Annotated in this window: 24 protein-coding genes; 2 read left to right on the top strand and 22 right to left on the bottom strand. The window is 42.6% G+C overall.

Annotated features, from left to right (window positions below; translation table 11 throughout):
* Window positions 1-49: 49 nt before the first annotated feature.
* The 22 genes from DXA60_RS14685 to DXA60_RS14580 form a co-directional block, all read right to left on the bottom strand.
* Window positions 50-1,639, bottom strand: a complete 1,590-nt coding sequence (locus DXA60_RS14685) for an ATP-binding protein (RefSeq protein ID WP_117922110.1) — start codon at window positions 1,637-1,639, stop codon at window positions 50-52.
* 124 nt (window positions 1,640-1,763) lie between these two features.
* Entirely contained in the window at window positions 1,764-2,468 is a 705-nt protein-coding gene (locus tag DXA60_RS14680; protein ID WP_117922109.1) for an ATPase, read from the bottom strand.
* Window positions 2,469-2,643: 175 nt separating this feature from the next.
* A complete protein-coding gene (locus DXA60_RS14675; RefSeq protein WP_117922108.1) occupies window positions 2,644-3,372 on the bottom strand; it encodes a cell wall hydrolase in 729 nt (242 codons plus the stop codon).
* A 321-nt stretch (window positions 3,373-3,693) separates the two neighbouring features.
* Window positions 3,694-4,317 (bottom strand): hypothetical protein, encoded by a 624-nt coding sequence (locus DXA60_RS14670; RefSeq protein ID WP_117922107.1) that lies wholly within the window; start codon window positions 4,315-4,317, stop codon window positions 3,694-3,696.
* Complete coding sequence (locus DXA60_RS14665; protein WP_117922106.1) at window positions 4,318-4,575, bottom strand: cysteine-rich small domain-containing protein; 258 nt, start codon at window positions 4,573-4,575, stop codon at window positions 4,318-4,320.
* Window positions 4,576-4,577: 2 nt separating this feature from the next.
* Window positions 4,578-5,315, bottom strand: a complete 738-nt coding sequence (gene cobI, locus DXA60_RS14660) for a precorrin-2 C(20)-methyltransferase (RefSeq protein WP_243006908.1) — start codon at window positions 5,313-5,315, stop codon at window positions 4,578-4,580.
* Between the two features lie 39 nt (window positions 5,316-5,354).
* Window positions 5,355-6,821, bottom strand: coding sequence for a cobyrinate a,c-diamide synthase (locus DXA60_RS14655; RefSeq protein ID WP_117922105.1), 1,467 nt, complete (start codon window positions 6,819-6,821; stop codon window positions 5,355-5,357).
* Window positions 6,818-8,860, bottom strand: coding sequence for a precorrin-6A reductase (cobK, locus tag DXA60_RS14650; protein WP_117922104.1), 2,043 nt, complete (start codon window positions 8,858-8,860; stop codon window positions 6,818-6,820). The genes DXA60_RS14655 and cobK overlap by 4 nt, the downstream gene beginning before the upstream one ends.
* A complete protein-coding gene (gene cobJ / locus DXA60_RS14645; protein ID WP_117922103.1) occupies window positions 8,857-9,588 on the bottom strand; it encodes a precorrin-3B C(17)-methyltransferase in 732 nt (243 codons plus the stop codon). Before cobJ ends, cobK begins: the two co-directional genes overlap by 4 nt.
* Window positions 9,578-10,828 (bottom strand): cobalt-precorrin 5A hydrolase, encoded by a 1,251-nt coding sequence (locus DXA60_RS14640; RefSeq protein ID WP_117922102.1) that lies wholly within the window; start codon window positions 10,826-10,828, stop codon window positions 9,578-9,580. Before DXA60_RS14640 ends, cobJ begins: the two co-directional genes overlap by 11 nt.
* 3 nt (window positions 10,829-10,831) lie before the next feature.
* The gene (gene cobM / locus DXA60_RS14635) at window positions 10,832-11,590 is read right to left on the bottom strand and encodes a precorrin-4 C(11)-methyltransferase (protein WP_117922101.1); all 759 of its coding nucleotides are present in this window, start codon (window positions 11,588-11,590) and stop codon (window positions 10,832-10,834) included.
* The gene (gene cbiD, locus DXA60_RS14630; RefSeq protein ID WP_117922100.1) at window positions 11,587-12,723 is read right to left on the bottom strand and encodes a cobalt-precorrin-5B (C(1))-methyltransferase CbiD; all 1,137 of its coding nucleotides are present in this window, start codon (window positions 12,721-12,723) and stop codon (window positions 11,587-11,589) included. The genes cobM and cbiD overlap by 4 nt, the downstream gene beginning before the upstream one ends.
* A 53-nt stretch (window positions 12,724-12,776) precedes the next feature.
* Window positions 12,777-14,585, bottom strand: coding sequence for a precorrin-8X methylmutase (locus tag DXA60_RS19600; protein WP_117922099.1), 1,809 nt, complete (start codon window positions 14,583-14,585; stop codon window positions 12,777-12,779).
* Between the two features lie 301 nt (window positions 14,586-14,886).
* Window positions 14,887-15,240 (bottom strand): cupin domain-containing protein, encoded by a 354-nt coding sequence (locus DXA60_RS14620; protein ID WP_117922098.1) that lies wholly within the window; start codon window positions 15,238-15,240, stop codon window positions 14,887-14,889.
* Between the two features lie 21 nt (window positions 15,241-15,261).
* Complete coding sequence (locus tag DXA60_RS14615) at window positions 15,262-16,440, bottom strand: MFS transporter (RefSeq protein ID WP_207724057.1); 1,179 nt, start codon at window positions 16,438-16,440, stop codon at window positions 15,262-15,264.
* A gap of 10 nt (window positions 16,441-16,450) precedes the next feature.
* Window positions 16,451-17,458, bottom strand: coding sequence for a TRAP transporter substrate-binding protein (locus DXA60_RS14610; protein WP_117922097.1), 1,008 nt, complete (start codon window positions 17,456-17,458; stop codon window positions 16,451-16,453).
* Window positions 17,459-18,286 (bottom strand): response regulator transcription factor, encoded by an 828-nt coding sequence (locus DXA60_RS14605; RefSeq protein WP_117922096.1) that lies wholly within the window; start codon window positions 18,284-18,286, stop codon window positions 17,459-17,461.
* Window positions 18,258-19,775 carry a sensor histidine kinase gene (locus tag DXA60_RS14600; protein WP_243006907.1) on the bottom strand — a complete coding sequence of 506 codons (1,518 nt, stop codon included), beginning with the start codon at window positions 19,773-19,775 and terminating at the stop codon, window positions 18,258-18,260. The genes DXA60_RS14605 and DXA60_RS14600 overlap by 29 nt, the downstream gene beginning before the upstream one ends.
* Before the next feature lie 57 nt (window positions 19,776-19,832).
* Window positions 19,833-20,306, bottom strand: coding sequence for a YcxB family protein (locus tag DXA60_RS14595; RefSeq protein WP_117922094.1), 474 nt, complete (start codon window positions 20,304-20,306; stop codon window positions 19,833-19,835).
* Between the two features lie 24 nt (window positions 20,307-20,330).
* A complete protein-coding gene (locus tag DXA60_RS14590) occupies window positions 20,331-21,635 on the bottom strand; it encodes a TRAP transporter large permease (RefSeq protein ID WP_117922093.1) in 1,305 nt (434 codons plus the stop codon).
* Window positions 21,635-22,156, bottom strand: a complete 522-nt coding sequence (locus DXA60_RS14585; protein WP_117922092.1) for a TRAP transporter small permease — start codon at window positions 22,154-22,156, stop codon at window positions 21,635-21,637. The genes DXA60_RS14590 and DXA60_RS14585 overlap by 1 nt, the downstream gene beginning before the upstream one ends.
* A gap of 125 nt (window positions 22,157-22,281) precedes the next feature.
* Window positions 22,282-23,412, bottom strand: a complete 1,131-nt coding sequence (locus tag DXA60_RS14580) for a TRAP transporter substrate-binding protein (protein WP_117922091.1) — start codon at window positions 23,410-23,412, stop codon at window positions 22,282-22,284.
* A 305-nt stretch (window positions 23,413-23,717) separates the two neighbouring features.
* On the opposite strand from DXA60_RS14580, the gene DXA60_RS14575 reads away from it, so the two are divergent.
* A complete protein-coding gene (locus DXA60_RS14575; RefSeq protein WP_117922090.1) occupies window positions 23,718-24,533 on the top strand; it encodes a MerR family transcriptional regulator in 816 nt (271 codons plus the stop codon).
* 75 nt (window positions 24,534-24,608) lie between these two features.
* Window positions 24,609-25,901: an MATE family efflux transporter gene (locus DXA60_RS14570; protein ID WP_117922089.1), complete on the top strand. Its 1,293-nt coding sequence runs from the start codon at window positions 24,609-24,611 to the stop codon at window positions 25,899-25,901.
* Window positions 25,902-26,314 lie beyond the last annotated feature (413 nt).

Here is a 26,314-nt window from a genome sequence, read left to right as displayed (position 1 = left end):
CTCGCCTAAATCATAGTGTGGTCAGAACCTGTCAGATTATACATCTCATTTAAAGTAATCCGTCACCGTTTACCAGTTCGTCTAAAACAGCATACATCTGCTTAATATCCACCGGTTTGCTTAAGTGCGCATTCATTCCTGCATCAAAAGATTTCTTTACATCCTCCTCAAAAACATTCGCTGTCATCGCAACGATCGGTACTGTTCTGCTGTCCGGATGATCTGATTCACGGATACAGCGTGTGGCAGCAAGTCCATCCATGACCGGCATCCGGATATCCATCAGTATCACGTCATAATATCCCGGTTCATTCTTTAAAAACAGTTCCACACCTTCTTTTCCATTCTCAGCGATATCCACCATAAAATTCTTATGTATCAGAATATTTCTCGTGATCTCAATGTTGATCTCATTGTCCTCGACAAGCAACGCTCTTTTTCCGGAAAAATCATACTCCTGATATATTGTCCGCTCTGTTCTGCGCCTGTCCTCCTTTGCAGTCTTTAAAGGAACTGTTACAACAAACGCAGTGCCATTTCCTTTCTCACTGTACACATCGATCTTACCACCCATAAAATCAATAATATTCTTGGAAATAGTAAGTCCTAATCCGGTTCCACCGCCTAATGTTGTATTTCTGTTATCTTCCTGCGCAAATGCATCAAAAATGTGTGGCAGAAAACTCTGCTCCATTCCAATTCCATTGTCCCTGATCTCAAAACGGAAGATCGTTTCCTGTTCTTCCCGGTTAAAAAGCTCTATGATAAAAATAACTCTTCCTTCCGGTGGTGTATATTTTACGGCATTCTCTAAAATCGATGACAATGCCTCATTTAACTTTTCACGGTCAAACAGATATTTATCCGCAAATGAACCCCGTCTCTGCATGGAAAAAGAAATTCTCTTCTCCTTTGCCTTACTGGAAAATTTTTCCTCTATATGCGTAAGAAATTCTTCAAGATCTGTACTTTCTTCATTGAATGCAACACGACCGCTCTCTAAAAGCGAAAGGTTTAAAATATCATCCATGCAGGAGCGTAAAAACTGCGCCGACATCTCAATCTTGTCAAAGTTTTCAAGAACTTTCTTCTCATCACTAAGATTTGCCCTGCTCAGATAGGAAAGACCAATGATCGAATTAAGCGGTGTACGGATCTCGTGACTCATGCGCTCTAAGAACTCACTCTTAGAACGGTCTGCACGCTTTGCCTCCATCATCGCATCATAAATTTCTCTCTGGTGCTTCTGTTCTTCCTCGTAACTGTCTGTAATATCCCTGCGCACAAAAACCAATGTTGTTCTGGTCTTATCATAATAGTAAATACTCATTGATTTCCGACGGTATTCCTCACCGCACAGCAAACGGTAGTTAATGACTAAACGCTCTTTTTTCTGTAAATTTTCCTTCAGTCGTTCCAGTCTGAACTCCCTCTCACACATTTCTCTGTCATCCGGATGTACATACTCCGGAATTGCCACATCATTGACTTTCTGGTAATTTCCATCTAAAGGCGGCATAACATCCGCTTCCTCATTGGTAACAATCGTATGTACCATTCCATCTGCCAGATCCACATATGAAATAAAATCAATTTCTTCTTTTATAACGCTTTCCAAAATTGCCCGCTGTTTTTCCATAGTAATCCTTTTCCGCTCCATTTTGCATCTCGTACTGCTCTGATTTTATGAAACCTGTCTATTTATTATAACAGTTTTCTTCCCTGTTTTAAATAGAAAACGAAAATAAACTGTGTCTAAAGTCCTATTTGTAATCTTTTAAAAAACTATGAAGCTCCGTATCTGTACGATATGCGATCACAGTATTCAAATTTACATTTTCCACACTTTTAAAAATATTTGCAGCAATTCCGGGATTGATACTTCCAAATTCTTCCAGCAGATGTTTTATTTCTTTCTGCTGATCCAAAAAGATCTCTGTCATTTCCGGCATCATTCCAAATTCTTCGTTCCATTCTGATAGATCCTGCTTATGCACCAGATAAAACGGGCGGATCAACTCTAAACGATCTCCACACCCTTTTTCTTTTGGCATCAGGGTACTGATCTCACCTTTATACAGTACCCCCGCAAGGATCGTCTCTATCACATCCTCATAACAGTCTGCCACCGCCACCTTGTTACAGCCAGCTTCTTTTATCTCTCCATAAGATCTGATCTTTCGCACCGGAATACCGGTCTCCTCTGCAATTGATACGATTTTTCCGTCATCCTCCCTGCAAAGTCCAAAAAAATCCACTTCAAAATCAATCTTTCTGTGACGTTTTATCTCCTGAAAACATTTTGCAAGGATCAGTTCATTTCTACCCTGTTCCATGAAGACTGCGACATGATCGCCATTCTCCACTAACTGATAATGATTGATTGCCCTTGCAAAACGTGAAAATATTGTCTTATGATATTTTTTACGAAGACTAAGCTCAATTTCGTCTTTTCTCGTCTCTTCCATAGAAACTCCATTTCTATTTTCAAATTATATTATCATGATATGGTACCTGCTCCGCAGATATTGAAGCACTATGAATCAGTATAATTTTTTCAGAATAGGAAGTCAATTTCTAATATCAAAAAAAGAACCTCACAGCCCAGAAATTTTTAGACTGCTCAGTTCTCTTTTTGATGTTCTAATAGCAAAAATAATGCCCACCAATTTTGACTTCCACATGTTCCGTCAAAGGAAATGTAGAAAAATACATTGTATCATCTCTTAATAATCTTGTTTTTCCATCCAGTACCTGTTTAATGGATTCATATTCCTTCTGTGTCGGATTCGCTCTGTTCCTGTTTTTAAAAGAACAGAACTGTACCGGATTTTTCTGGCTTAAAACTTCATAAAGTGTATCCGGATACACTTCACTTCTCATACGGTTAAACACAACTTCCACAACCGCCTGCTGCCCCTCTACCGGTTCGCCCTGTGATTCTAACCAGACGATCCTCGCAAGCAGTTCCGTTTCTTCCGGCGTTAAAGTAATGTTCCAGCGGTTTTCGTGTGTTTCCTGCTCTATCGCCGTTTCCTGCTCTATCGCCGTTTCCTGCTCTATCGCCGTTTCCTGCACTACCTGACTTACCTGTGCAGTTTCTTCTGTCTGTATCTCTTTTGTGGTTCTTATTTTTTCCTGCATCAGATCATCATCATATGCAGATGTTACTATCATAGTTTCTTTTTTTTCGATTCCTGTTTTTTCATCTGATTCTGGCGTAAATGAATGTGCAAAACGTATCGATCCTGCTGCAAGCCCCTCCATTACCGGAACTTCTCTGACCGCTGCGTCTTTTTTCATGTTGGATGCTGCAGTCAGACTGACGATAAAACAAAACAGCACTGCCGCGCCCAATATTCTTTTTCTCATTTTGCTCCTTTCCTCAAGAATGATACATATATGTCAACATGACGAAAGCCGTCATTTGATACAGGCACATATCATACTTAGGTTATATCCAAAAGTCAAATTTTTTATACATACTTTTCCGAAAAAAAATTTGCGAATTTTACTCAAAATTTTGATATGTGCCACATTTTTTATCAGCCATTCATCCATTCGAAACTATGTTCGAATAAAGTAGAACTGACCAGGTAAACAAAAAAACACCCGTTTTTTCGGATGTTTTTTGAGATAATTGCCAAATTTTCAACTACATTTTTCATCTGTTTTTTATAAAAAACAATCTTTTTACTTTCGATAGATACATTCTTTGTTGCTGCAGGAGGCACAGATTCCTGTATGTTTTTCGCTGCATTTTTCTTTTCCACCAGAAAGTTCCACTAAAAATACTGCACTTTTTTTCGGCTCCATGCAGTATGCCTGATTGCAGATAACCCTTTTTTGTTTCATTCCAGACAGGAGCTTTGCCATTTTTTCAAAAGAAAGTTCTTCTTCCGTACCAAAAAAGTGATAAGAACTAAGCCTCTGTTTCAAATGTGCCTCTGCCCATCTCTGAAACAGATCATAACCTTTTCGCAAAAGCTCCCAGCAGATCGTCTCCACTGCATATGCTTCTCTTAGGCAATCTGTGCTGCTATAGCGGTTTTGAAGCTCATCGACCCTGCCCCCAAGCGTAAATATTCCGATAGCATAGTTTTCTTCCCTGTGTAGACTGAGTATCTGCTCACACCTGTTCCTGCCCATGCAGTAAAATCCTTCCTCTCCGGCAAGACATTCGCGCAGTCTGTCAGCAACCGTCTCTAGCATTTCCATATCCTTTTTTTCATAATGATACTGCTTTATGATATCCATAAGGAAATTATATGTCAGTTCATTTTTCAGGTTTGTATGAATAAATTTTTCTTCTGTCACTTATCTTTCCGTCTCTGCTTTCTTTTTTAAGAACTGCATGATGATCTCATAATTTTCCGCTTTGTGTGGAAATGTACAGTTCATACAGGATTTGATGATTCTGCCTTTACTGTTAATATATTCCGGTTTCCCCGGACAGTGCTCTCTCTCATACAGAGGACAAAAACAGAACAGACAGTTCATCTCATCATTTTCTACTTCATGGCATGGATAATATCTGCACGCTCTGTTTTCAAAATAACGATAGGAATTTTCCAATTTTAATGCTCCTTTACGATCACAATGGTAAGATAACCTGATGTATCGTCTAACTGTCCGATCTCTCTGGTTACTTTTTCATTCATCATACCACAGTTTTCCACCGAATACACTTCCATCTGACCGCCTTTTTTCTGTTTTTGCAGCATCTGCTTTAATTCCCCTAATTTTTTTCCGGACTTCATATATATTCTGGTTCCTGAAAGTTCTGTCGTTTTTTCTATATCGTAGGAAGCCGGTATCACATGGATTTCTTCTTTGTTATCCGCTAACGATATTCCAAGCGCCCCTGCCGCTGCACAAAAAGATGGAACTCCGTTTATGATATGCGCCTCATAACCAACCTTTGCCACACGTTTATGGATATATTGGTAGGTAGAATAAACAGTCGGATCTCCGATTGTCAAAAAGGCTGCTTTTCTGCCCTCATCTAACAGTTTTTTTATTGTAAGATAAATCTGTTCATGTGCCGTGGCAAGCCTGTTCTCATCCTTTGTCATTGGAAACGGCATACATATAAGTTCTTTTTCTGCGATCTCCCTGCATGCCTCTTTCATGATCCCATAGGCAATACAATCCTCTTTGCTTTTTGCAGGAAGTATCACTGTATCGCACTCCCTGACAATCCGCACAGCTTTTAATGTGACAAGCTCCGGATCACCCGGACCGACACCAACGCCATAGAGAATACCTGTTTTTTCTGTATCTTTCACGGTTAAATCCCTCTCTTTTTCTTTCATTTTCCTATGACTGCTTTCACATGTATAACAATAATCGCATTATGAACCGGTTACGCTGCCGGATGAGGACTTCTGTAATTTATAGTTTTTCGCTTTTTTCACAAAATTTTCTGCAAACTGCGGCGCAGACGGATAATAAAGATGTGGAAATCCCACAAAAATCGTTTTTTTATCAAAAATGCAATCATATTTTTTCCCGCTTACCGGTTTTAATGCCACACAGCCATCACCGTTTGCAGTGCTGTCGAAATAATGAAATTCATGCCCTTTTATACTGACATTTTCCGGCAGAAAATCTGCCTCTTTTTCTGTCAGTTCGATATATCCAAAGCGGACAAGTTTTCCTGTGTAAAAGCAGTCTCCCGGCACAACCCCCGCCATCTCATAAACATGGTGGGCTGTATCTTCCATTGTCCGGTGCAGATACATAAATCCGCCACATTCCGCAACGATCGGCATTTTACGTTCTGCCCTGTCTTTTATGTCTGCAAGCATCGTCTTGTTTTGCGATAATTCCTTTGCATAGAGCTCCGGATAACCACCTACAAGCAATAAAGCATCCGCTTCTTTCGGGACATAATCATCGTGCAATGGAGAAAAAAACACAATGTCAGCTCCAGCTCTTTCTAGTGTTTTTAAATTATCTTCATAATAAAAACAGAATGCCTCATCACGTGCCACCGCGATCACAGGTCTTTTCTCATTTTCCTGTGAACACGCTTTCTGATTACTGGAACTATTTTTTCCCAACATATCAGTTTCTGCTGATTCGGATGTTTTCTCTGTCAACGCCCTGAATTCAGCATCCGGCAATTCTTCTGCACTCTCTGCGATTGCTATAAGTCTTTCTATATCAACCGTCTTTTCTAATATATCCGCTGTTTTTGACAGTTTTTCAGCCATCCTGTCTATTTCTTCCGGACGTTTCAGCCCCAAATGTCTGCTTTCTAACAAAATATCTTTCTGATTGGGAAAATATCCGAGAACGGCTGCCGGAAAACTTTTTTCGATCTCCGGCCGGATCGTCTCAAAAAAAGCTCCGGATGTCCGGTTTAAAATAATCCCCTTTATCAGGTGATTTGTATCATAAGCTAAAAAACCTGCGATCAGCGGAAGGATACTTCTCCCCATCCCGTGCGCATCAATGACCAGAATGACAGGCGTATCTGTCACCGTTGCCAGATCATAAGCAGATCCTTCTTTCCGGATTCCCCCTAACCCATCATACAGTCCCATCACGCCTTCCATCACCGATATATCTGCATTTTTTACAGACGCCATAAACAACTCTGCTGTCGTTTTATCCCCGGTAAAAAAAGTATCCAGATTTTTCGATGGTATTCCAAGTACCGTGCGGTGGAACATGGGATCGATATAATCCGGTCCACACTTAAATGCCTGCACTTTTTTTCCCTGTCTTTTTAAGATTTCAAGCAGTGCACAGGTGATCGTAGTCTTTCCGCTTCCGCTCCCTGTTGCACCGATCAGTATTCTTGGTGCCTTCATTGCTCCGCTCCTCCTGCAAAATAAAATGACAGGATAAATACCGGATTTTCTGCCTGCATCAGATGATAACGCCCTGCCTTTTTCGCCCTGCCAACAGACATCTGAATGATTTCTTCCTGTTCTACCGGAAATTCATTTAATATAGAAGAAACAGCTCCAACCGTCTCTAATGTTATCGCTGTCACCACCACACGCATGCGTGGATTTTTCTGGTATAAATCCGTTAATATAGCCATTAAACTGCCATTGCTTCCGCCAATAAAAGCATGTGTCGGAACCGGAAGATCTGCAAGTACCAAAGGTGCCTCCCCTTGAATCACTTTTACATTGGAAAGTTCAAATTTTTCACAGTTCTTTTCGATCAATGAAGCTGCCTCCGGCTTTCGCTCGATCGCATAGACCGTAAGATTTTTCGATAACCTTGCCATTTCAACTGCGATCGAACCTGTCCCGCTTCCGATATCATAGACGACTGAATTTTCTTTCAGCCGCATTTTACAGATAGCGGTCTCTCTGACTTCCTCTTTTGTCATCGGAACCTTATCACGGCAGAATGCATCATCCGGCAGACCGTGAGTCAGGAATTTCCGGTCAGCGTCTTTTCCTGTTTCATGAATTTCTTTATTTTGGATCAGACAGGTAAAGAGTCCTTCGTCCGCAAGCTGTATACATTCTTCCGGCGATAAGGTTTTAATCTGTTCATCCGGATAAGAAAGTGCATACCCGACCGTCACAGCCGTTTCTTTTAATCCACAGTCCAAAAGTCTCTTTCCAATTTCACGGACGTCCAAAACACCTGATGTGATAACGAACACTTTCCGATTCATCCTGACAGCCTCCATCAGAAGTTCCATATGATCTGTTCCGTGCAGACTGATGATTTTTGCATCCTGCCAGCTGTTACCGCTTCTAGCAGCCAGATAGGAAACGGAAGAAATCCCCGGACAGACAGATACTTCCATATCGCATCTTTCCTGCAATGCCTGTACCATTTTTTCTGCCCCGCTGTAAAACCCGGTATCACCGGAAAACAAAATAACAGCCTGTGGAACAGATGTTTCCAGATATGGAAGAATATCTTTTGCCAGGTAATATGGCAGCCGTCTGGCAGATAAATTCCACTGCGCAGGCACAGCGTCCAACAGCCTTTTTGCCCCGAATAACAGATCTGCGCTTCTAATGCGCTCTGCCACTTCCTCCGTGATCAGTTTTGTATTCCCCATACCGATTCCGACGAGAGATACCTGCATCTTTTTTCTTCTGATCTCTTTCCCTGTCAGACGCTCAATCTCTTTTAAAATCTCCTCTAAATTTTCCTTCTGTTCTCCGTTTTCCGCCTCCGGGTTTTTGATCACATAAACGGAAACTCCTGCCTTTTTTGCAGCACTGATCTTCTCTGAAAATCCGCCTGTCGCTCCACTCTCTTTTGTAACCATATGTGCGATCTGATACTGATGAAAAAGTGCCAGATTCATTTCTTCCGAAAATGGTCCCTGCATGGCAATAATCTGTTTTCCGGTAATACCATTCCGATGACAGATCTCTATACTCTCCATTCCCGGAAGGACACGGACAAACAGACGTTTTTTTAATGTCTCATTTTCGCAATAACAATGCAGTTCCTTGCTGCCTGTGGTAAGTAAGATATTTCCGGTTGTCTGCTCAAGGGCACGGACACATTCCTGCTGCGACTTTGCATAGATCACATTGTTTTCTTCTCCGGCAGACTGTAATGTCCGTCTTAAACGGTAATACGGAAGTCTGACCTGTTCTGCCGCCTGCCTGATATTCGAAGAAACCAGAACCGCATAAGGATGTGTTGCATCAACTACTGCTGTATAGTCTCCATTTTGCATAAATTCTTTCATTTCATCTTCCGCAAGCCGTCCGGTATGAATATTCCGGTACTTTCCTTCGGTCATGACTTCATGCCCATATTCTGTGGCTACACAGACATCTGCACAGATTCCGGAAGCATCTAAAATGTCTGCTAACTGCCTTCCCTCTGTCGTACCGGAAAAAATCAAAATGCGTTTCATATGTGATATCCCCTTTTGGTGACGAGATGTCCGTCTATGATCTTTGTCTCCGAGTTGCCGATAAATACCGTTGTAAACATATTTACCTGACGTTCTCTCAATTCTTTTAACGTGCACAGTTCCATTTTTGACTCGTCTCTTCCGATATTTTCCACATACCCGCACGGACGTGTCTCCTCGACTGTCTCTAACAGAATGTCGCAGGCGCGCATCAGATAATCTGCCCTTTTTCTGCTCGACGGATTATAGACCGCAATCGCAAAATCCCCGTCTGCCGCCGCTCTTAATCGTTTTTCTATCTTTTCCCACGGTGTTAAAAGATCACTTAAACTGATCACACAAAAATCATGGTTTAACGGTGCACCAAGACATGCTGCGCCGCTTAACGCAGCGGTAACGCCCGGCACAACACAAAGTTCACAGTCCGGGTAGTTTTCCCCGATCTCATACATCAAAGATGCCATTCCGTAAACTCCGGCATCCCCACTGCAGATCAAGGCAACTTTTTTTCCTTCTTCTGCCTTTTCAAAACAAAGAATGCAGCGCTCACGTTCCTGTTTCATCGGTGTGGACAACTGCTCTTTTCCGGCAAATGCCTCTCCTAATAATTTTAAATAAACCTGATATCCGATGATCGTATCACAGGACATCAATGTCTCGTATGCCTGCATCGTCATCATAGACTCCTCACCTGGTCCCATTCCAACAATATATATTTTATGTTTCATCAAATCTTACACTCCATTCCCGCTCCGCTATTGCGAGCGTCATTCCGTCTTTTGCTTTCTTTCTGAGCAGTAATCTGCCCCGTAATAGCACTTTTTTCTGATTTTCACTACTGTCACAGCATACCTTTGGTTCTTCTTTCTGGCATGCCGCAAGCGCTGCACGCTCACAGACATTGTCCACACCGACTGTCTGTGAAACAAATTCCGAACTGCTAAAAAAACCCGGTATTTCTTTTAAAACCTCTTTCGGATATGCCAGAAAATCCAACCCGTATTTTTCTGCAAATTGCAAAAAACCCGGTTCTTCTTTTTTCAGATCAATTGTGGCAAGCGCATTGACTGCCTGTATAGCTATCTGCTCCTGTTCTAATGTCTCTAATACAAACTGCTCAATCTCCTCACAGGATTTTCCCCTCTTGCAGCCCATACCAAGGATGATGGAACGTGGAACCAGCCAGAGTGGCTCTGTATGTGCTTTAACTTCCAACTGTTCATCCATAACCTGATTTAGGAGAAGTTTTTTTACCGGATATCTTGCAGATATTATAACATCCGGCACTATCAGATTTTCTTCCTCACATATTTTCATAGCCGATAAAATGACCGAATCCGGTACATTTCCCTCGATTTTTCCATCTGTCAGCATCACGATCTTTTTTCCATCAAGCACCTTCGATGAGACTGCTGCGATCTGTGCTTTATTCTGTATCAAAAGCCCATTTTCTTTTGCAAAAACATCCACCGCAAATGCATGATTGACATCGGTTGCTGTCGTGATGACAGGCACTGCACCGATCCTATCTGCAATCAGTCTTGCAAGATTATTTGCCCCACCGTAATGTCCGGATAAAACCGGGATAACAAACTGCCCTGCCTCATCTACGACCAGAACCGGAATATCCGTAAGTTTATCACGTAAAGACGGTGCCATGGCACGTACCGCAATTCCACATGCACCGATCCAGATGACCGCTGTTTTGTTTCCTTTTCTATTCTGTTCGAAGCGTGCACGCATCCAGTCGTAGATTGTTTCTTTGACGTAAACCTGATTTTTCCATCCGGCAGCATTTTGTTCCTGTTTTTGCCAGATCTTTCTCTCTGCATCTGCCAGATTCTGATATTTTCCATATTTTGTACACAAGTGGACTTCGTAATCTTCCTGCTCAACAAGAATTTCATCCCGTATCTTTTCCGAGAGTCTTATCCCGCGCCCGGTAAAACTCATGATATCGATCTGCATGTATTACTCCTTCTTTTTCCGGAATTCTGTTTCAAAATCCGGTGCATACAGTTTCGAACGTGTACACCGTTCTTTTGCAAGAATATCTCCAACCAAAACCAGTGCCGTTTTTGTGATATGATGCTCTTTCGCAACCTGCGGTAATGTCTCGACCGTACATAAATATGCTTCCTCTTCCGGCCAGCTTGCCTTATACACTAACGCTGCCGGAGTATCTTCCGTATAACCCCCCGCCACAAGACGTCTGGAAAGCTCCTCTAACATTCCGGTACTTAAGTAAATCGCCATGGATGCCTGATGTGCTGCAAAACTCTCAATGCTTTCTTTTTCCGGTACCGCTGTTTTTCCTGCCATACGGGTAATGATAAGACTCTGTGAAACCTCCGGCAGTGTATATTCAATCTGTAAGGATGCTGCAGCGCCAAAGCAGGCAGAAACTCCCGGACAGCTCTCATAAGGAATCCCCAGTTCATCCAGCCAGTCCATCTGCTCTCTGACTGCCCCATAAAGACTCGGCTCTCCGGTATGAAGACGCACCAGCATTTTTTCTTCTGCCTGTGCCTTTTTCATCACATCTATGACTTCCTCCAGTGTCATTTTTGCACTGTTATAAACCTCACACCCCTCCCCGGTATAGGAAAGTAACTCCGGGTTTACCAGTGATCCCGCATAGATCACTACATCTGCTTTTTCTAACAGCCGCATTCCACGCACTGTAATAAGGTCTGCTGCTCCACAGCCGGCACCTACAAAATATATCATTGCTTCTCCTCCTTCAGTCTCCCGATCAATTCTGCTGCTCCGTCACTTTCTCCAAGTCCTCCATGCTCGTTCGAATATAAAACACACTCAACCACGATCTTCCCTGCTGCTCTTTTATTCAGGTAAAACATGATCTTTTGCATGATAAGTTTCATCGTCTGTTCGCAAATCCCAGCCTTTTTTAATACATTGACTGCCTCTTCCGTTGTCACGCAGGAAAGGATCTGACATGCTGTATCCGCATCCGCTCCTGCTAACAGGGCAGATGATGCGATCAGCTCCATCCGGCAGTCTCCTTCCCTTGAATGTGTATTCATGATTCCTCCGGCGACCTTTACCAGCTTGCCGATATGCCCGGTCAGAAGCATGGCTTTAAATCCATTTTCCACCGCCATATCAATCGTATCTCCGATAAAATTGCTGCATTTCACGCTTTTATCCAGATCATAGCCGTAAGTCCGTTTCATATAATCAAGTCCATAATTTCCCGGTGAGACTGCTACGATGGAATTTCCTAAAGCACGTTTCTGTTTTAATTCCACACGGATCGTCTCAAGCAGCGCCCTGCTGCTCATCGGCTCCACAATGCCGCTCGTTCCAAGAATCGAGATCCCTCCTGTGATGCCAAGTCTCGGATTAAATGTCTGCGACGCAAGTTCTTCCCCTTCCGGCACAGAAATTTCAACCAGAATATCTGCCCATTCATCCGTGAGCGCACAGACTTCCCGCACCTCTTTTTCGATCATCTCCCGCGGCACATGATTGATGGCTGCATTTCCGACCGGCTGGTCTAATCCCGGTTTTGTGACACGCCCGACACCGTATCCCCCATCGATCACGATCTTCTGTGAATGCGCAGACTTCCCTTTTTGCTGCATGTCACTGTCAATCCTTGAAACAGTTGCCATGATATGTGCCCCTGTCGTAATATCAGGATCGTCTCCACCATCCTTTATTACTGCACAGCTTACTTCTGTTTCACCTCGTCTTATGTCTGTGATCGCAGCATGATAACGGATTCCTTTTGGTGTCTCGATCTCTATCTCATTTTTTATTTTTCCGGTAAACAACATATATGCTGCCGCCTTTGCTGCTGCTGCCGCACAGCTTCCGGTTGTAAATCCATAGCGCATGGGGTTCTCCTTTTTCTCTTACAAGAATCTTCGTGATATCAGGCGAAAATCTATCAATCCACCTTTTTCACTGCATCCTCCCGCCGCACTTCATATAACAATGCATTACAGATCGCAGCAGCCACATTGCTGCCTCCTTTTCTTCCCCGGTTCACGATACACGGCACATCGGTGTGCAGGATCATTTCTTTTGCCACCTCCACATTGACGAATCCAACCGGAACTCCGATGATAAATGCAGGACGGTAAATTCCATCACTGATCAGTTCATATAAACGTATCAGCGCTGTCGGAGCGTTTCCCACAGCAAAAATGACCGGCTTGTCCAGTTTTGCCGCATGTTCCATGGAAATAACTGCCCGCGTCACCCTGCGCTCTTTTGCCTCTTTTGCAACCTCTTCATCTGCCATAAAACAATGTGCCATACCACCATATGTTTCAAGTACTTTTTTATTGATGCCGGATAATGCCATGTTTGTATCCGTCACGATATCCGCACCGTTTCGGATCAGGCTCTTTGCAACTGCAACCGCATTTTCTGAAAAGGTAAGTGTATCTGCATATCCGAAGTCCGCGCTCGTATGGATCACACGTTTGGTCACCGGCTCCTGTTCTTCCGGGATCACAATTCCCCGCTCCGCCAGTTCTTTTGTGATGATCGCAAAACTGCGACCCTCGATATCTCCGGGCAGCACAAATTCTACCGCGCCTGTTTTGTGCACCAGTTGGGCTGTTGCTCCGGTTTTGCCGATGCACTCCTGCCCTTTTACTCTGCCATTTCGTTCTTCTGACTTCTCTTTCATCAGGTCAATACGCTCTGCTGCCTGTGCATTTTCATGAATTTCCCTTAACACCTCTGCAAACATCCGGTTCTGTTCTTCTGATTTTACCGCGATCCGGTAATAACCTCTCTGTAACCCCCGGAAATTACTGCAGTCACGGATCAGAATACCGCGCTGTAAAAATAACTCATACAGCGGCATTTCACTGTAAAATAACAGATAGTCTGCATCGGAATCAAACACACTGCATCCCGCCGCCTGTAATTCTTCAAGCAAAAACTGCCGCTGCGTCTGAATACATACTACCGCACGCGCAATATATTCCTGCTCTTTTATTGCAGCGACTCCCGCTCTCTGGGCGAATACCGACAGATTCCACTCCGGTAACTGCAGCCGGATCTTTTCTGCTAAATTCTGCTCACAGACCAGATATCCCAGCCGCACCCCCGGTATCGCATATAATTTGGTGAATGCACGTATCACGACCACATTTGGAAATTCATCCAGCCGTTTAAAAAAAGAATATGTCTGTTCTTTCCCGGTCAGTTCCATAAAACATTCATCTAACACCAGCGTAGTGTCACACTGTCTGCATTTTTCTGCAATTTGAAAAATCAGTTCCGGTTCAACGAGATTTCCGACCGGATTATTGGGATTTGCCAGAAATACCAGAGAAATATTCTCATCTAACACATCCAATATGCGGTCGGTCAGACAGAAATTTTCTCCTTTTTTCATCTCATAAAAGATAACTTCGCAGTCTATTGCTTTTGCTGCCTCTTCATATCCCAAAAAAGAAGGTACCGGGATCAGTATTTTTGATGGTTTTATGGCATGTAAAACGGCATGGAATAGTTCTGATGCACCATTTCCAAACACAAGCTGTTCTTTTTGCACCTGTAACTGTTCTGCGACTGCAGCGCTAAGTGCCTGTGCTCTGATATCCGGGTAGTTTTCTGCTTCCTCCACTGCCTGATGAAGTGCTTCTTTCACCGGATCTGGCATTCCAAGCGGGTTGGTGTTCACCGAAAAATCCAGTCTTATCTGATTGCGGTATATGTCTCCTCCGTGGTACTGCATTCCTTTATTTCTCACTTTCTGTAGTCTGTTCTTTTATTTTCGGACATTAGATGATCTGTCATTTCAAAAATTCAGATATTTCATTCGTATTCAGAGTATAACACAAAGTGCCGTCTGTACACAATTTTTTGTGTTACAGACGGCACCTGCTAATGATTTTTTATACATTCCATACACCTTAAATCATTTCTTTATTATAACTTCGTTTTCCGTTGATATATTCTGCATATGCTTTTTATTTCCATGACTACTATTTCACTTACTCATAGCAACCGTACTTAATCATTTTGTGTGCGGATTGTCAATCTTTATCCTGCACAAACTCTTCCCGCATCGGTGTAAAGATGTCTAAAAGGATTCCCTCTTTTAAACATACACAGCCATGCTCAATCGAATCTCTCTTTAGCAGTGCATCTCCCGGATTTACGATCTTCTTTTCACCATTGATCGTAAATTCAAACTGACCTGACACCACATATGTGATCTGGGTATGCGGATGATGATGCAGCGCACCAATGGCTCCTTTTTCAAAATGATTTTCCACACACATCAGCTCATCGGCATATGCTAATATTTTACGCTTTACGCCTTCTCCACAAACTTCTGATTCAATTTCGCTGTTAAAGTTCCAGATCTGATTTTTTTTGGTTTTCATAGAAAAGTCCCCCTTTTTGATTTAAGAATTTGCTGATTTTTGTTTTTTTAAGTACCGCACCAGTGCTAAGATGCAGACCATATCAATAAATACAACCACCACGATCGAACCCATTCCATAAAAAATACCTGCTGTCTCTGCGATCTTACCAATGATAGACGGCATCACGATGGAACCGATACTTGCGGTTGTCAGAATAAAGCTCCATGCGATTGGATATTTTTCAATGAGATTTCCGGCAAAGGAAACGGTCGTCGGATAAATTCCTGCCATGCTGTAACCAAATCCCATAATACCGATCACGATCCATACCGTACTGCGGCTGAATAAAAGTAAAAAGAAAAAGCATACGAGTCCGATTCCCATAATTGGCAGCAGTTTTTCTTTTTGCATTCTGGTGGAAAGCCACGCTGTGGTCAGACGCCCTGCTAAAATCATCACCCATAACACGCTCGCTGTCATCTGGGATAAAGATGCCGGCAGGAATCCGGTATCTTTAAAATATGTGATCATCCATCCGATAACTCCCTGCTCTGCACAGAGATAGAAAAATAATGTTGCAACGCATAAATAAAACAGTGGTTCCGAAAAGAACCCAAAGTTTCCACCTTTTTTCTCTTTCTCCACCCGGTCATTTTCCATCGGGATCATCGCATACAAAATCCAGCTTAAAACGCCCATTGCAAGCATAAAATAACATGCCACGATCCAGCCGGATTCTCCGCTTCCTGTAAACAGTGTCAGAAGGATCGGGAACAAAAAAGCTCCGACAGAAAACATTGCATGCAGTCCATTGATCGTCCATGCTTTTCCCGGTGCCAGACTGTTGATCGCCGTATTGCAGAAATTACTTGTCGCACCTCTGGCAACTCCGGTCAGGAAAAATGCCAGTGCAATGCACCAGTTATGATTTCCAAAAATGATCAAAAGATAGGAAAGTGCAAAAAATGCATTAAAAAATAAAATACTCTTTTTTCTTCCGATGGCAACCGGCAGTAATCCGGCTGCAAAACTCGAAACAAGATTTCCGACAGAATGCAGACTGACGATCAGACCACAAAATGCATAATCAAGTCCTCTTGCATCCCTGATAAAAGGAAGCAGTGAGCCGATGGAAAGTGCTAACATTCCATTCAGCAAAAATACACTATAATTGCATAAAAACTGTTTCTTTTTTATTTTATCCTGTAAAAAATCCATCCGTTCATCCTCACTTATTATTTTGTGCAATGATCTGTTCGATCACATCCATATAGTCTGCACAGTATTTTTCATACACTCCCATGACAGCTTCCTGAAAACGCTTTTTTTCTGCCGCAGATAGTTCTACTACTTCCACACCCTGTTTCAATGCCAGCTCCTTTGAATCCGCTTCGCGTTCCGTCCAGAGTTTTCTCTCATACAATGCTGATTCTTTTGCACAATCTAAGATCATCTTCTGATCATCTTCCGAAAGTTTATTCCATGTATTTTTCGAACATATCTGCATTTCCGGCACCCGGTTGTGCTCATCAACCGTATAATATTTTGCCACCTCATAGTGATTCATCGCCTCATAGGAAGGCCAGTTATTCTCTGCCCCATCCACCGTTCCACGCTCTAATGCAGAATATACATCAGCATATGGGATCGGCAGTGCCGTTGCGCCAAGTGCCTCTACCATATCTACCATCACTTCCGATTCCTGTACACGGATACGCATGCCTGCCATATCCTCAAGACAGGTGATCGGTTTTTTTGAATTATAAAAATTTCTTGCACCCGCATCATACCAGGAAAGTCCGACCAGTTCACTTTCATCCGTCGCAGCAAGAAAAGCATCTCCGATCTCACCATCAAGAACTTTCCACATATGATCAGAATTTGTATACAGATATGGCATCTGCAAAACATTTAATTCTGGAATATATTCTGCCAGCTGCGAAAGGGATACTCGCGCAAAATCGATCCCACCATACTGTATCTGTGCAATCACATCGCTCTCTGTGCCAAGCGCCCCTTCCGCCTGAACTAAGATCTGTATTCTTCCATTACTTCTCTTTTCTACCAGCTTTGCAAACTCTTTCGCCCCCAGTGTTGTCGGATAATCCTCCGTCTGGTTCTCTGCATAAGAAAAAACAAATTCCGGTTCTCTCTCTTGTACCAGCATATGATGGCACAACAATCCTGCTGCAAGAACCACCGCCGCAGACAAAATAAAGATTCCTCTTTTTTTCATTTATCCTAATCCTCCGACAGCATTTCCCGTCTCCATCTGCTTTAAGACCTCCATCCGGTACTCTGTAGGCGTGCTTCCCACGGCACGTTTAAACACTTTAGCAAAATAATTCGAATCCCGGTATCCGACATTCGTGCTGATATCTTTTACATTGATACGGACATCGGCAAGCAGCTGCTTTGCCTGCTCCATCCGGAACTCGGTCAGATATACAATAAAACTCTTATCGAAACACTGCTTGAATATCTTACAGAAATACGCATCAGAATAATTCATTTCTTCTGCAACACTCTGCAGGGAAATATCTTCTTTATAATGCATACTGATATACTGTCTGATATTTTCTGCCACAGCACTCATTCTGATATTGCCGCTTTCCGGCTGGATATCTTTCTTTTTTTCCTGTTTTTTCGGTAAAATCTCTTTTCTATCTTCCCGCAATCCGTCTGTTCTCTCATTTAACAGCCGTATCGCTTCCTCTAGCACTGTAACCAGTTCCTCTTCAGTTCCCGGTTTCAGCAGATAATCCAGGGCATGTACCGAAATTGCGCGTTTTGCATAATTAAATTCATCAAATGCTGTCAGGAAAATAATGCTGCAGTCCCTGTTTTTTTCCCGGATCTGCCCTGCTGCCTCTAAACCATTCACACCAGGCATCTCAATGTCAAGCAATGCGATCTGACAGTCTTTTTCTGTAAAAAACTTTGCTGCCTCCCTGCCATTTACTGCTTCCACAACTTCTAACTGTCCGGAAAAATATTTTTTTATCGTTCTTGCGACGATCATTCTCTCTATCGGTTCATCGTCCGCCACCAACACACGGTACATCTTCTTCTCCCACTTCCTTATGTCTGATCTGTATTTTTATGACAGTCCCGGCATCTTTCCTGCTGTAAACTTCCACATTTCCATCCTGATACATTGCATGTATCCTCCGGTAAATATTTCCAAGTCCGATTCCAGTCTTTCCATCTTCTTTTGCCAGTTCTCTGCGCAGATGCATAAGCAGCTCATCATCCATACCCAGTCCATCGTCTCCAATCGTAATGAATATAAATTCTCCCTGCTGCCAGATATGTATCCGCACGGTTCCGCCTTCTTCCTTTTTGGAAAGTCCATGAATAATGGCATTTTCCACAAGCGGCTGAAACGTAAATGCCGGAACAATGACTTTATCCGCATCCACACGGCAGATCTTCTGATACGAGATACGCTCTCCAAACCGCATCTGCTGCAGATACATATAATCTTCTACAATTTTTAATTCCTGCGACAGACACACTTCCGTTTCCTGATTTTTCAGGTTATACCGGAAAAGCGCAGATAATGCACGGATCATTTTTTCGGTCGTTGCAGCCTCTTCTAAACATGCCATTCCACCGATCACATTTAATGTATTAAACAGAAAATGCGGGTTGATCTGGCTTTTTAACAGTTCGAGTTTGGTCATCTCCAATCGCTTTTCTGTCTCTAGTTTTTCCAATTCTTCCTCATGTAAGAGATCTAACGTCTTTCGTTTTTCTTCCAGTGCCTGAATATATTCTCCTGTCGCATATTTCATTTTATTGAATGCATGAACCAACTCCCCAAGCTCATCTTTATTGTCTACTTTTACGTCCTCTATAAAGAAATCATTTGCTGCGATTTTCTGTGATGCACGCACCAGCTTAAAAATGGGCGACATGATCGTTTCTTTCATCAACGAAGCCATTTCCGCAATTCCAAATAACAGCAAAAGTCCGGCAAATATAACTACCATCGGCACGCTGACTAATGTCGGTACTTTTTTCTGATAGGAAATATCCCCCTCCTCGATCGTACAGTTCATCAGTATCCCGGCATACTGTCCTAAGTATTTCTGCATATCATAAACTTCGTAGAGCCTGCTGACATAATCTGTCACATTGTCTTCCATGGAAAGAATCGCATCTCTTTTTGTACAGTAAACTTCATAACTGCTGCGGATCGACCATGTTTTTGCATAACGGAGCTCTCCGACCTTACGGTACTGAAATGGCAGATCATAAACAGCATTTTTTGTCCGTTTCATGGCACGGTCTAACTCTTCTTTTTTCTCTGCATCCGGATTTCTCATATAACTTTCAAACAGCGTACTCTCCTGCTCTAATGCCTGAATCAGTTCGCTGCACTTTGCATTATCCTGTAAAATACCGTTAAAATCGACCAGTGAAAAACGGACAACCCAGACATTAAAAACAACGGAAAGCAGGATGGTCAGACAGACCATCCCGGTAAACACTGCTATTTTCTTTTGAATGGTAAGCTCCTGCCACCATAATTTTATCCTTTTCTTCAAGCTGTTGTCCCATCCTGCTTTTTTATCCGCTTCGCTGCTATAGCAAGCCTGTATTTTTTAATTAGCTGCTGCGATCTTTTCTTTTGCAAATGTATAAAATTCTTCTTTCTGTGCTCCTAAAATACGGTTTGTAAGCATATATCCATGTCTTGCATCAGAAAAAACGATCATCATGCCAGGTTCTTTTGACACCCGCAGCTTTCTCCAGCCAATGCTCTCTTTCTCTTTTCCCACTGTCACATGGAGTCCTGCATCATCAAATGAAAGATTCACATCTTTTGGCATTGTTTTTGCCTGACCTTTCGCTTTCAGGTAGATTGCAATCGGCTGAACCACAGGAAACAGCAGACATCCAAAGAGCATCAGCATCTGCATCAGATCTCCGGAGCTTTTGAAAAATTTTGCTGTAAATAAAATCATCGCCACCGTAAAGACCATGTTACAGACTCCTGCCACCGAACGGTAAGTCCGGCTCATTGTTAATTTAAAGAAGTCTCCTGCAGTTACTTCGCTCTTAAACTGGTATGTCATGCCAATCCCCCTATCATTTCAAACTCATCCGCCGTAGCCGCCTAATACTCTCGGTAACAGAAGGCTGACTTCCGGAACGAATGTGAGTAACAGTAATACAATAATCATACATACATAGAATGGAAGTGTTGCCTTTACGACACGTTCCATTTTTACACCACTGACTGCGGAACCGATGAATAATACGGAACCAACCGGCGGTGTCAAAAGACCAATACCACAGTTTAATACCATGATAATACCGAACTGTACCGGATCAATACCGATGGAAGTTGCGATCGGCAGTAAGATCGGTGTTGCGATCAGGATGATCGGCGCCATATCCATGATACAGCCAAGGAATAAAAGAATCAAGTCAATCAACAGTGCAATTACGATCGGGTTTGTAGAAAATCCTACGATTGCATTTGCTACCATATCAGGTACATGTAATGTGGTCAGGCAGTAACCGAAGATACTGGAAGTTGAAATCAGGATCAATACGATCGATAACGTATCAATGCACTGCTCTAAACATTTCCATACACCCTTCCAGTTGAGGCCTTTATAAATATACACACTGACGATCAAACTATAGAATACAGCGATTGCTGCTGATTCTGTTGCAGTAAACCATCCGGCTACTACACCAACAACTACGATAACAACGGCTGCGAGAGCCCAGATAGAAACTCCGATCTGTTTTAATAATGCTTTAAAGCTGAATTTTTCTCCCTTCGGATAATGTCTCTTCTTAGAAATAATATAAGAACCTACCATCAGGGAAACTGCAAGCAATGCACCTGGCAGATAACCAGCAAGGAAAAGGCTTCCTACGGAAATACCACCTGCTGACATTGCATAGATAACCATGTTGTGACTTGGAGGAACTAAAAGTCCTTCACAGGAAGAAGTAATTGTTACTGCGGTAGAAAAATCATCATCATATCCCTGGTCTACCATCATAGGGATCATGATACTTCCGATGGAAGCGGTATCAGCCGATGCAGATCCGGAAATTCCACCAAAAAAATAAGATGCTACGATATTTACCATTGCCATACCGCCTGTCATCCATCCAACACAGGCATTGGCAAGTGCGATCAGTTTTTCTGAAATACCACCGGTACCCATCAGTACACCCATCGTGATAAAGAATGGTACTGCCATCAAACTGAAAGAACTGATTCCTTTTACCATCTGCTGACAGATCGTAGTAAGCGGTAATCCCTGTGTTAGTAAGCAAAGCAGTGATGACAATGCAACTGCATATGCAATTGGAAATCTAAGGAGTATCATTACTAAAAAGCTGATCAGCAATACTGCGATTGCAATTCCTTGTGCGCTCATTATTTATCCTCCTTTACAAAAATTCCTTTGATATGGTTATAAACTGCTTCAATCTCAAATACCACCATTGCAATTCCTGCAAGTGGAATCGGGAAATACATCCAGAATTTTGAAACACTTGGCATACTTACATAATTTCCTTTTGCACCGATCTGGACTGCATAGGAAAATCCTACTGTAATCATTACCACACCAAGGATTAATACTGCCACATCTGCTAAAATATCCAGTGCACGGATCACGGATTTTGGCAGATACTGGTCAAATGCCGTCATACGGATATGTGCATTTCTTCTGATTGCAAGTGCTGCGGACAATACTGCCATGTAGGACATCAGTGTCAGAACGACTTCCTCGCTCCATGCCGGATCCGGCACAAACGGAACGTATCTTCCGACAACGCAGACGCTTGTGATCACAAGATCTGCCGTCAGCAATAATTTACATATGAATAAAACGACCTTATATGTAATGTCATATGCCGGTTTTATTTTATCAATGGTCTGAAAAAATTTTGGCATAAACTATCTTCCTCCTTTAAAATAATTCCTTTTTCTTTAGAAAAGGAGCACAGAGAGCAGGTATTCTCTCTGTGCTCCTTTGGTACATCACATCAGACTCTGTGTGTCCGATCACATTTTTTTAATTAGTTTGCCATATCAAGGATCTGCTGATATAACTCTTTGTTATCTTTTGTTGCTTCTTCAATAACATCTTTACAAGCATCCTGCCATGGTTTGATGTCATCTACTTCAATAACGTTGCATCCATCTGCTTTTAACTCGTCTAAGATCTTATTCTCTGTCTCTTCAGAAATCTTACGGTTGTACTGGGACGCATACTCACCAGCCTCTGTTAATACATCCTGCTGTTCCGGTGTTAATTTATCCCATGCTTCATCTGTGATGACTACCTGGATTGCTCCTAATGTATGTCCGTCTAAGATAATGTTGTTTGCAACTTCCGGGAATGCATTTGCCTGATAGTTTGCGATCGGCTGTTCTGCTGCATCAACAACGCCTGTCTGTAATGCGGAATATAACTCACCCATTGCAACAACGGTCGGGTTTGCTCCAAGTGCTTCAACCATACCTGTCATGATCGGGTCATTTGATACACGGATCTTCATTCCTGCAAGATCTTCCATTCCGGAGATCGGTTTCACGGTAAAGAAATGACGGAAACCTTCTTCTCCGTAGAACAGTCCGCGGATACCGCTTCCGTTCTCATGCGGCTCAAGCAAAAATTCCTGTGCCAGATCAGATGTTGCGAAATTCCAGAAATGATCTCTGTTTACAAATGTGAATGGTACGGATAAAAGGCTGGATTTTTCTCCGCCGTAGCTTGTCAGTGCGAATGCAGAGATACGAGCCATATCAATCGTGCCGCCACCGCCAAGCATGGTATCTAAGACATCTGACTCAGCTCCTAATACACCGTTTGCCTGGATATCGATTGTGATGCTTCCGCCGGAAAGCTCTTCTACTTTGTCTTTGAATGCGGTAGCTGTCTGTCCAACAATGGTTCCCTCTAACGGGTTAACCTCAGCATATACAAGTGTCACTGCCGGTCCAACCGGTTCTGTTGCGCTATCGCCTGTGGATGCTGCTTCTGTCGTTGTGTCTGCTGCTTCTGCATCTGATGTACCTGCATCCGATGTTGCTGCATTTGTTGTTCCGCTGTTGCCTGTCGCTGTGTTCGGTGACTGTAAGCCACACGCTGTCATGGAAAATACCATTGCTGCACATACGATTGCAGATAAAACTTTTTTCTTCATAAGAAACCCTCCTGTAATTGGTTGATATATTTGCTGCGCTGCCCCTCTTTGCCGCTGCAACTTTATGTATTTATTATAAGAGGAATTTTTAACAAAGAAAACCGTATTATTTTTACATTGTTAGCACATTCTTAACATTCTTTAGAATTTATTAATATTTTTTTGATACTTTTGTACAGTATATATACATTTTTTCTATTTTTATATGTAGAACTAAACAAAAAACCACAGTCCGCAGGTCGTCTTGCAGACACCTCATAATTTTGTTATGCTCCTTACAAACCATGCAGCATGGAGGTACAAAATTGAAAGAAGAATATTACCAGATCGGTGAGGTCAGCAAAATCACCGGTATTTCCAAAGATACGTTACATTTTTATACGAAGGCAGGTCTCGTGACACCCGACTATATCAACCCTGACAATCATTACCATTATTATTCCCGCTGGAACATGTATCAGCTTGATATCATTACCACCTGCAGGAATCTTGGCATACCGCTCGATAAAGTACGACAGATCATTTCCTCGAAAGATAACGATAAAGTTGTTCATCTTCTGATGGAATACCGCAAAGAAGCCTTACGTTTAAGCGAATATTATGCGCAGGTTGCAGACGATATCCTCTGGTATGATTCCGAAAATGAACATATCAAAGCCCAGACCCCGTCACATAAAATCCAGGTCAGATATCTAGAACAGGAAACGGTCATCGCCGGAAGCCTGACACGCGAGGATTCTTCCTACCATGCCAATCTGCAGGAGGTCTTAAAGCAGGAATTTCAACAAACACATTTTGTCCGTAGAAAATACGGATACTTTCTGGATCCGGACCGTCTTTTACAAAATGATCTCCTCAAATGCCGGGAATACATGAAACTGCCGAACGGGGATTACTCTTCTATCAACCCCGAACACCTCTATACACTTCCCGCCGGGGATTATGCAGTATTTACCGTTCAGATTCAGGATGAGACTGCTGACTTTTCGCCACTGCTTGATTTTCTTTCATCAGAGGGCTTTACGACCGACATCGTGTTTGCCGAGGAAATCGGTTTTCAGCTTTTTAAATATATCCATAATTATTATTGTGAGATCAAAGCTCATCTGATAAAAAAATAATTTTTCTCTTGACCGTGTAGTTACTCCATGCTTTAGAATGTTCCTCGAAATATATGACATGCGAGGAACATTCCTATGGATATGGAACATACATCAATTCCAAAACTCTTATTAAAATTATCGCCACCGGTAATGCTGGCACTGCTGATACAGTCGATCTACAATATTGTGGACAGTTTTTTTGTGGCAAAATATTCTGCAGTCGGATTGACTGCTTTATCCATCATATATCCGATCCAGCTTTTAATGGTAGCACTCGCCACCGGAACAGGTGCCGGTGTCAATATTTTAATTTCAAGGTTAGACGGACTGGGAAGATCAAAAGAACAGCATCAGGTCATCAGAAGCGGACTTTTGCTTACGCTCTTTCATTTTCTTATTTTCGCTGTGGCCGGGACTATGCTAGCTGAATTTTATTTTCAGATTTCTACAGATAACCTTGCGGTTGCGAAGGATGGAATTATTTATACAAAAATTATTTTTATCGGTTCTCTCGGGCTTTTTGTTGAATCCATCTGTACCAAGATTTTACAGGCAAGAGGAAACATGGTCATCCCAATGATCGCCCAGATAACCGGTTCCCTGTTAAATATCATACTTGATCTTTTTCTTATTTTCGGACTTACCGGTTTTCCAGAACTTGGCATTGCAGGCGCTGCCATCGCAACCGTGATCGGACAGTGGGCAGCCATGTTTATTACACTGATCGCTGTTATACGGAAATATTCTCTTCGCGGCAGGTTTCAGATATCTGTCTGTAAACAGATCTACCAGAATGGCATTGGCTCCATTGTGACGCAGTCGCTTTTTACACTTTATATTGTAGGTCTTAATATGATTTTAAAGGGATTTACCGAAGATGCCGTGACGGTGCTTGGCATTTATTATAAGATACAGTCTTTCTTTTTTATTCCGCTGCTTGGATTTCAGCAGGTGCTGCTTCCGCTTATCAGCTACAATTACGGTGCCGGTAAAATATCACGCACAAAAGATATTTTGAAATTCGCATCCATCGTTTCCTGCTGCATTATGACGGTTGCAACTATGATCTTTTTTGCCTTTCCGCACCTGTTGATAGCAATTTTCTCCACCAGTCCTGCACTGTTAAACATCGGCAGTTATGCGCTGCGTGTTATCTCGATCAGCTTTATTTTTGCAGGACTTACTATTGTTATTACTTCATATCTGCAGGGAATTGCCCGTATGCAGGCAAGCATCTTTATCATTGTGCTGCGGCAGGTGTTTTTGCTGGTGCCATTGGCATGGGTGCTTCATTTTTGGGGACTTAACGCAGTCTGGTGGACATTTCCGCTGACGGAAGTGATCGCATGCGTGGCAGGGATCATCTGTGTGAAAATGTTTCGTTAACTGCCTGACAAATGCTGGTTTGCGGGTGACATGAGTTTCCTCGTGTAGGGTGGTTCCGGGGGTTTTCGATTGGCAAATTGCATCAAGCCGGGACTGTTTTGTTCCGTTGTACGAAAATAAGGCAAGTCTAAGTCAGCCTGATTTAATGTTTCTCGGAGTGACGTGTGCGTCTTAAACGCCCCGTCCGGGGGCATTAAGACTTGTGCTGCCGTCCGTGGCGGCACAACACTGTGTTACGAACAGGCAGACTAAGATTGCCTAATTTTCTCCCAAAGTCACAAAACGAATCCAGGCTTGATGCGATTTGCCAGCCGTAAGGTTGTGAACCACCCTTCGTCGGGGAACTCATTTTACAACCTGGAGGGACGTAAATTTTTAGTGTTTTGTGTCTGAATCTGATTAAAAAAAGATTT

This window comes from Roseburia sp. OF03-24 (assembly GCF_003463035.1).
GTDB classification, from domain to species: Bacteria; Bacillota; Clostridia; order Lachnospirales; family Lachnospiraceae; genus Roseburia; species Roseburia rectibacter.
This window is presented reverse-complemented; position numbering and strand designations above follow the sequence as displayed.

Bases quoted from the DNA above. Each gene is read 5' to 3' on its own strand.
- DXA60_RS14685 (WP_117922110.1), bottom strand. From the start codon at position 1,639: ATGGAAAAACAGCGGGCAATTTTGGAAAGCGTTATAAAAGAAGAAATT.
- DXA60_RS14680 (WP_117922109.1), bottom strand. From the start codon at position 2,468: ATGGAAGAGACGAGAAAAGACGAAATTGAGCTTAGTCTTCGTAAAAAA.
- DXA60_RS14675 (WP_117922108.1), bottom strand. From the start codon at position 3,372: ATGAGAAAAAGAATATTGGGCGCGGCAGTGCTGTTTTGTTTTATCGTC.
- cobI (WP_243006908.1), bottom strand. From the start codon at position 5,315: ATGAAAGAAAAAGAGAGGGATTTAACCGTGAAAGATACAGAAAAAACA.
- DXA60_RS14655 (WP_117922105.1), bottom strand. From the start codon at position 6,821: ATGAAGGCACCAAGAATACTGATCGGTGCAACAGGGAGCGGAAGCGGA.
- cobK (WP_117922104.1), bottom strand. From the start codon at position 8,860: ATGAAACGCATTTTGATTTTTTCCGGTACGACAGAGGGAAGGCAGTTA.
- cobJ (WP_117922103.1), bottom strand. From the start codon at position 9,588: ATGAAACATAAAATATATATTGTTGGAATGGGACCAGGTGAGGAGTCT.
- DXA60_RS14640 (WP_117922102.1), bottom strand. From the start codon at position 10,828: ATGCAGATCGATATCATGAGTTTTACCGGGCGCGGGATAAGACTCTCG.
- cobM (WP_117922101.1), bottom strand. From the start codon at position 11,590: ATGATATATTTTGTAGGTGCCGGCTGTGGAGCAGCAGACCTTATTACA.
- cbiD (WP_117922100.1), bottom strand. From the start codon at position 12,723: ATGCGCTATGGATTTACAACCGGAAGCTGTGCGGCAGCAGCAGCAAAG.
- DXA60_RS19600 (WP_117922099.1), bottom strand. From the start codon at position 14,585: ATGCAGTACCACGGAGGAGACATATACCGCAATCAGATAAGACTGGAT.
- DXA60_RS14620 (WP_117922098.1), bottom strand. From the start codon at position 15,240: ATGAAAACCAAAAAAAATCAGATCTGGAACTTTAACAGCGAAATTGAA.
- DXA60_RS14615 (WP_207724057.1), bottom strand. From the start codon at position 16,440: ATGGATTTTTTACAGGATAAAATAAAAAAGAAACAGTTTTTATGCAAT.
- DXA60_RS14610 (WP_117922097.1), bottom strand. From the start codon at position 17,458: ATGAAAAAAAGAGGAATCTTTATTTTGTCTGCGGCGGTGGTTCTTGCA.
- DXA60_RS14605 (WP_117922096.1), bottom strand. From the start codon at position 18,286: ATGTACCGTGTGTTGGTGGCGGACGATGAACCGATAGAGAGAATGATC.
- DXA60_RS14595 (WP_117922094.1), bottom strand. From the start codon at position 20,306: ATGACATACCAGTTTAAGAGCGAAGTAACTGCAGGAGACTTCTTTAAA.
- DXA60_RS14590 (WP_117922093.1), bottom strand. From the start codon at position 21,635: ATGAGCGCACAAGGAATTGCAATCGCAGTATTGCTGATCAGCTTTTTA.
- DXA60_RS14585 (WP_117922092.1), bottom strand. From the start codon at position 22,156: ATGCCAAAATTTTTTCAGACCATTGATAAAATAAAACCGGCATATGAC.
- DXA60_RS14580 (WP_117922091.1), bottom strand. From the start codon at position 23,412: ATGAAGAAAAAAGTTTTATCTGCAATCGTATGTGCAGCAATGGTATTT.
- DXA60_RS14570 (WP_117922089.1), top strand. From the start codon at position 24,609: ATGGATATGGAACATACATCAATTCCAAAACTCTTATTAAAATTATCG.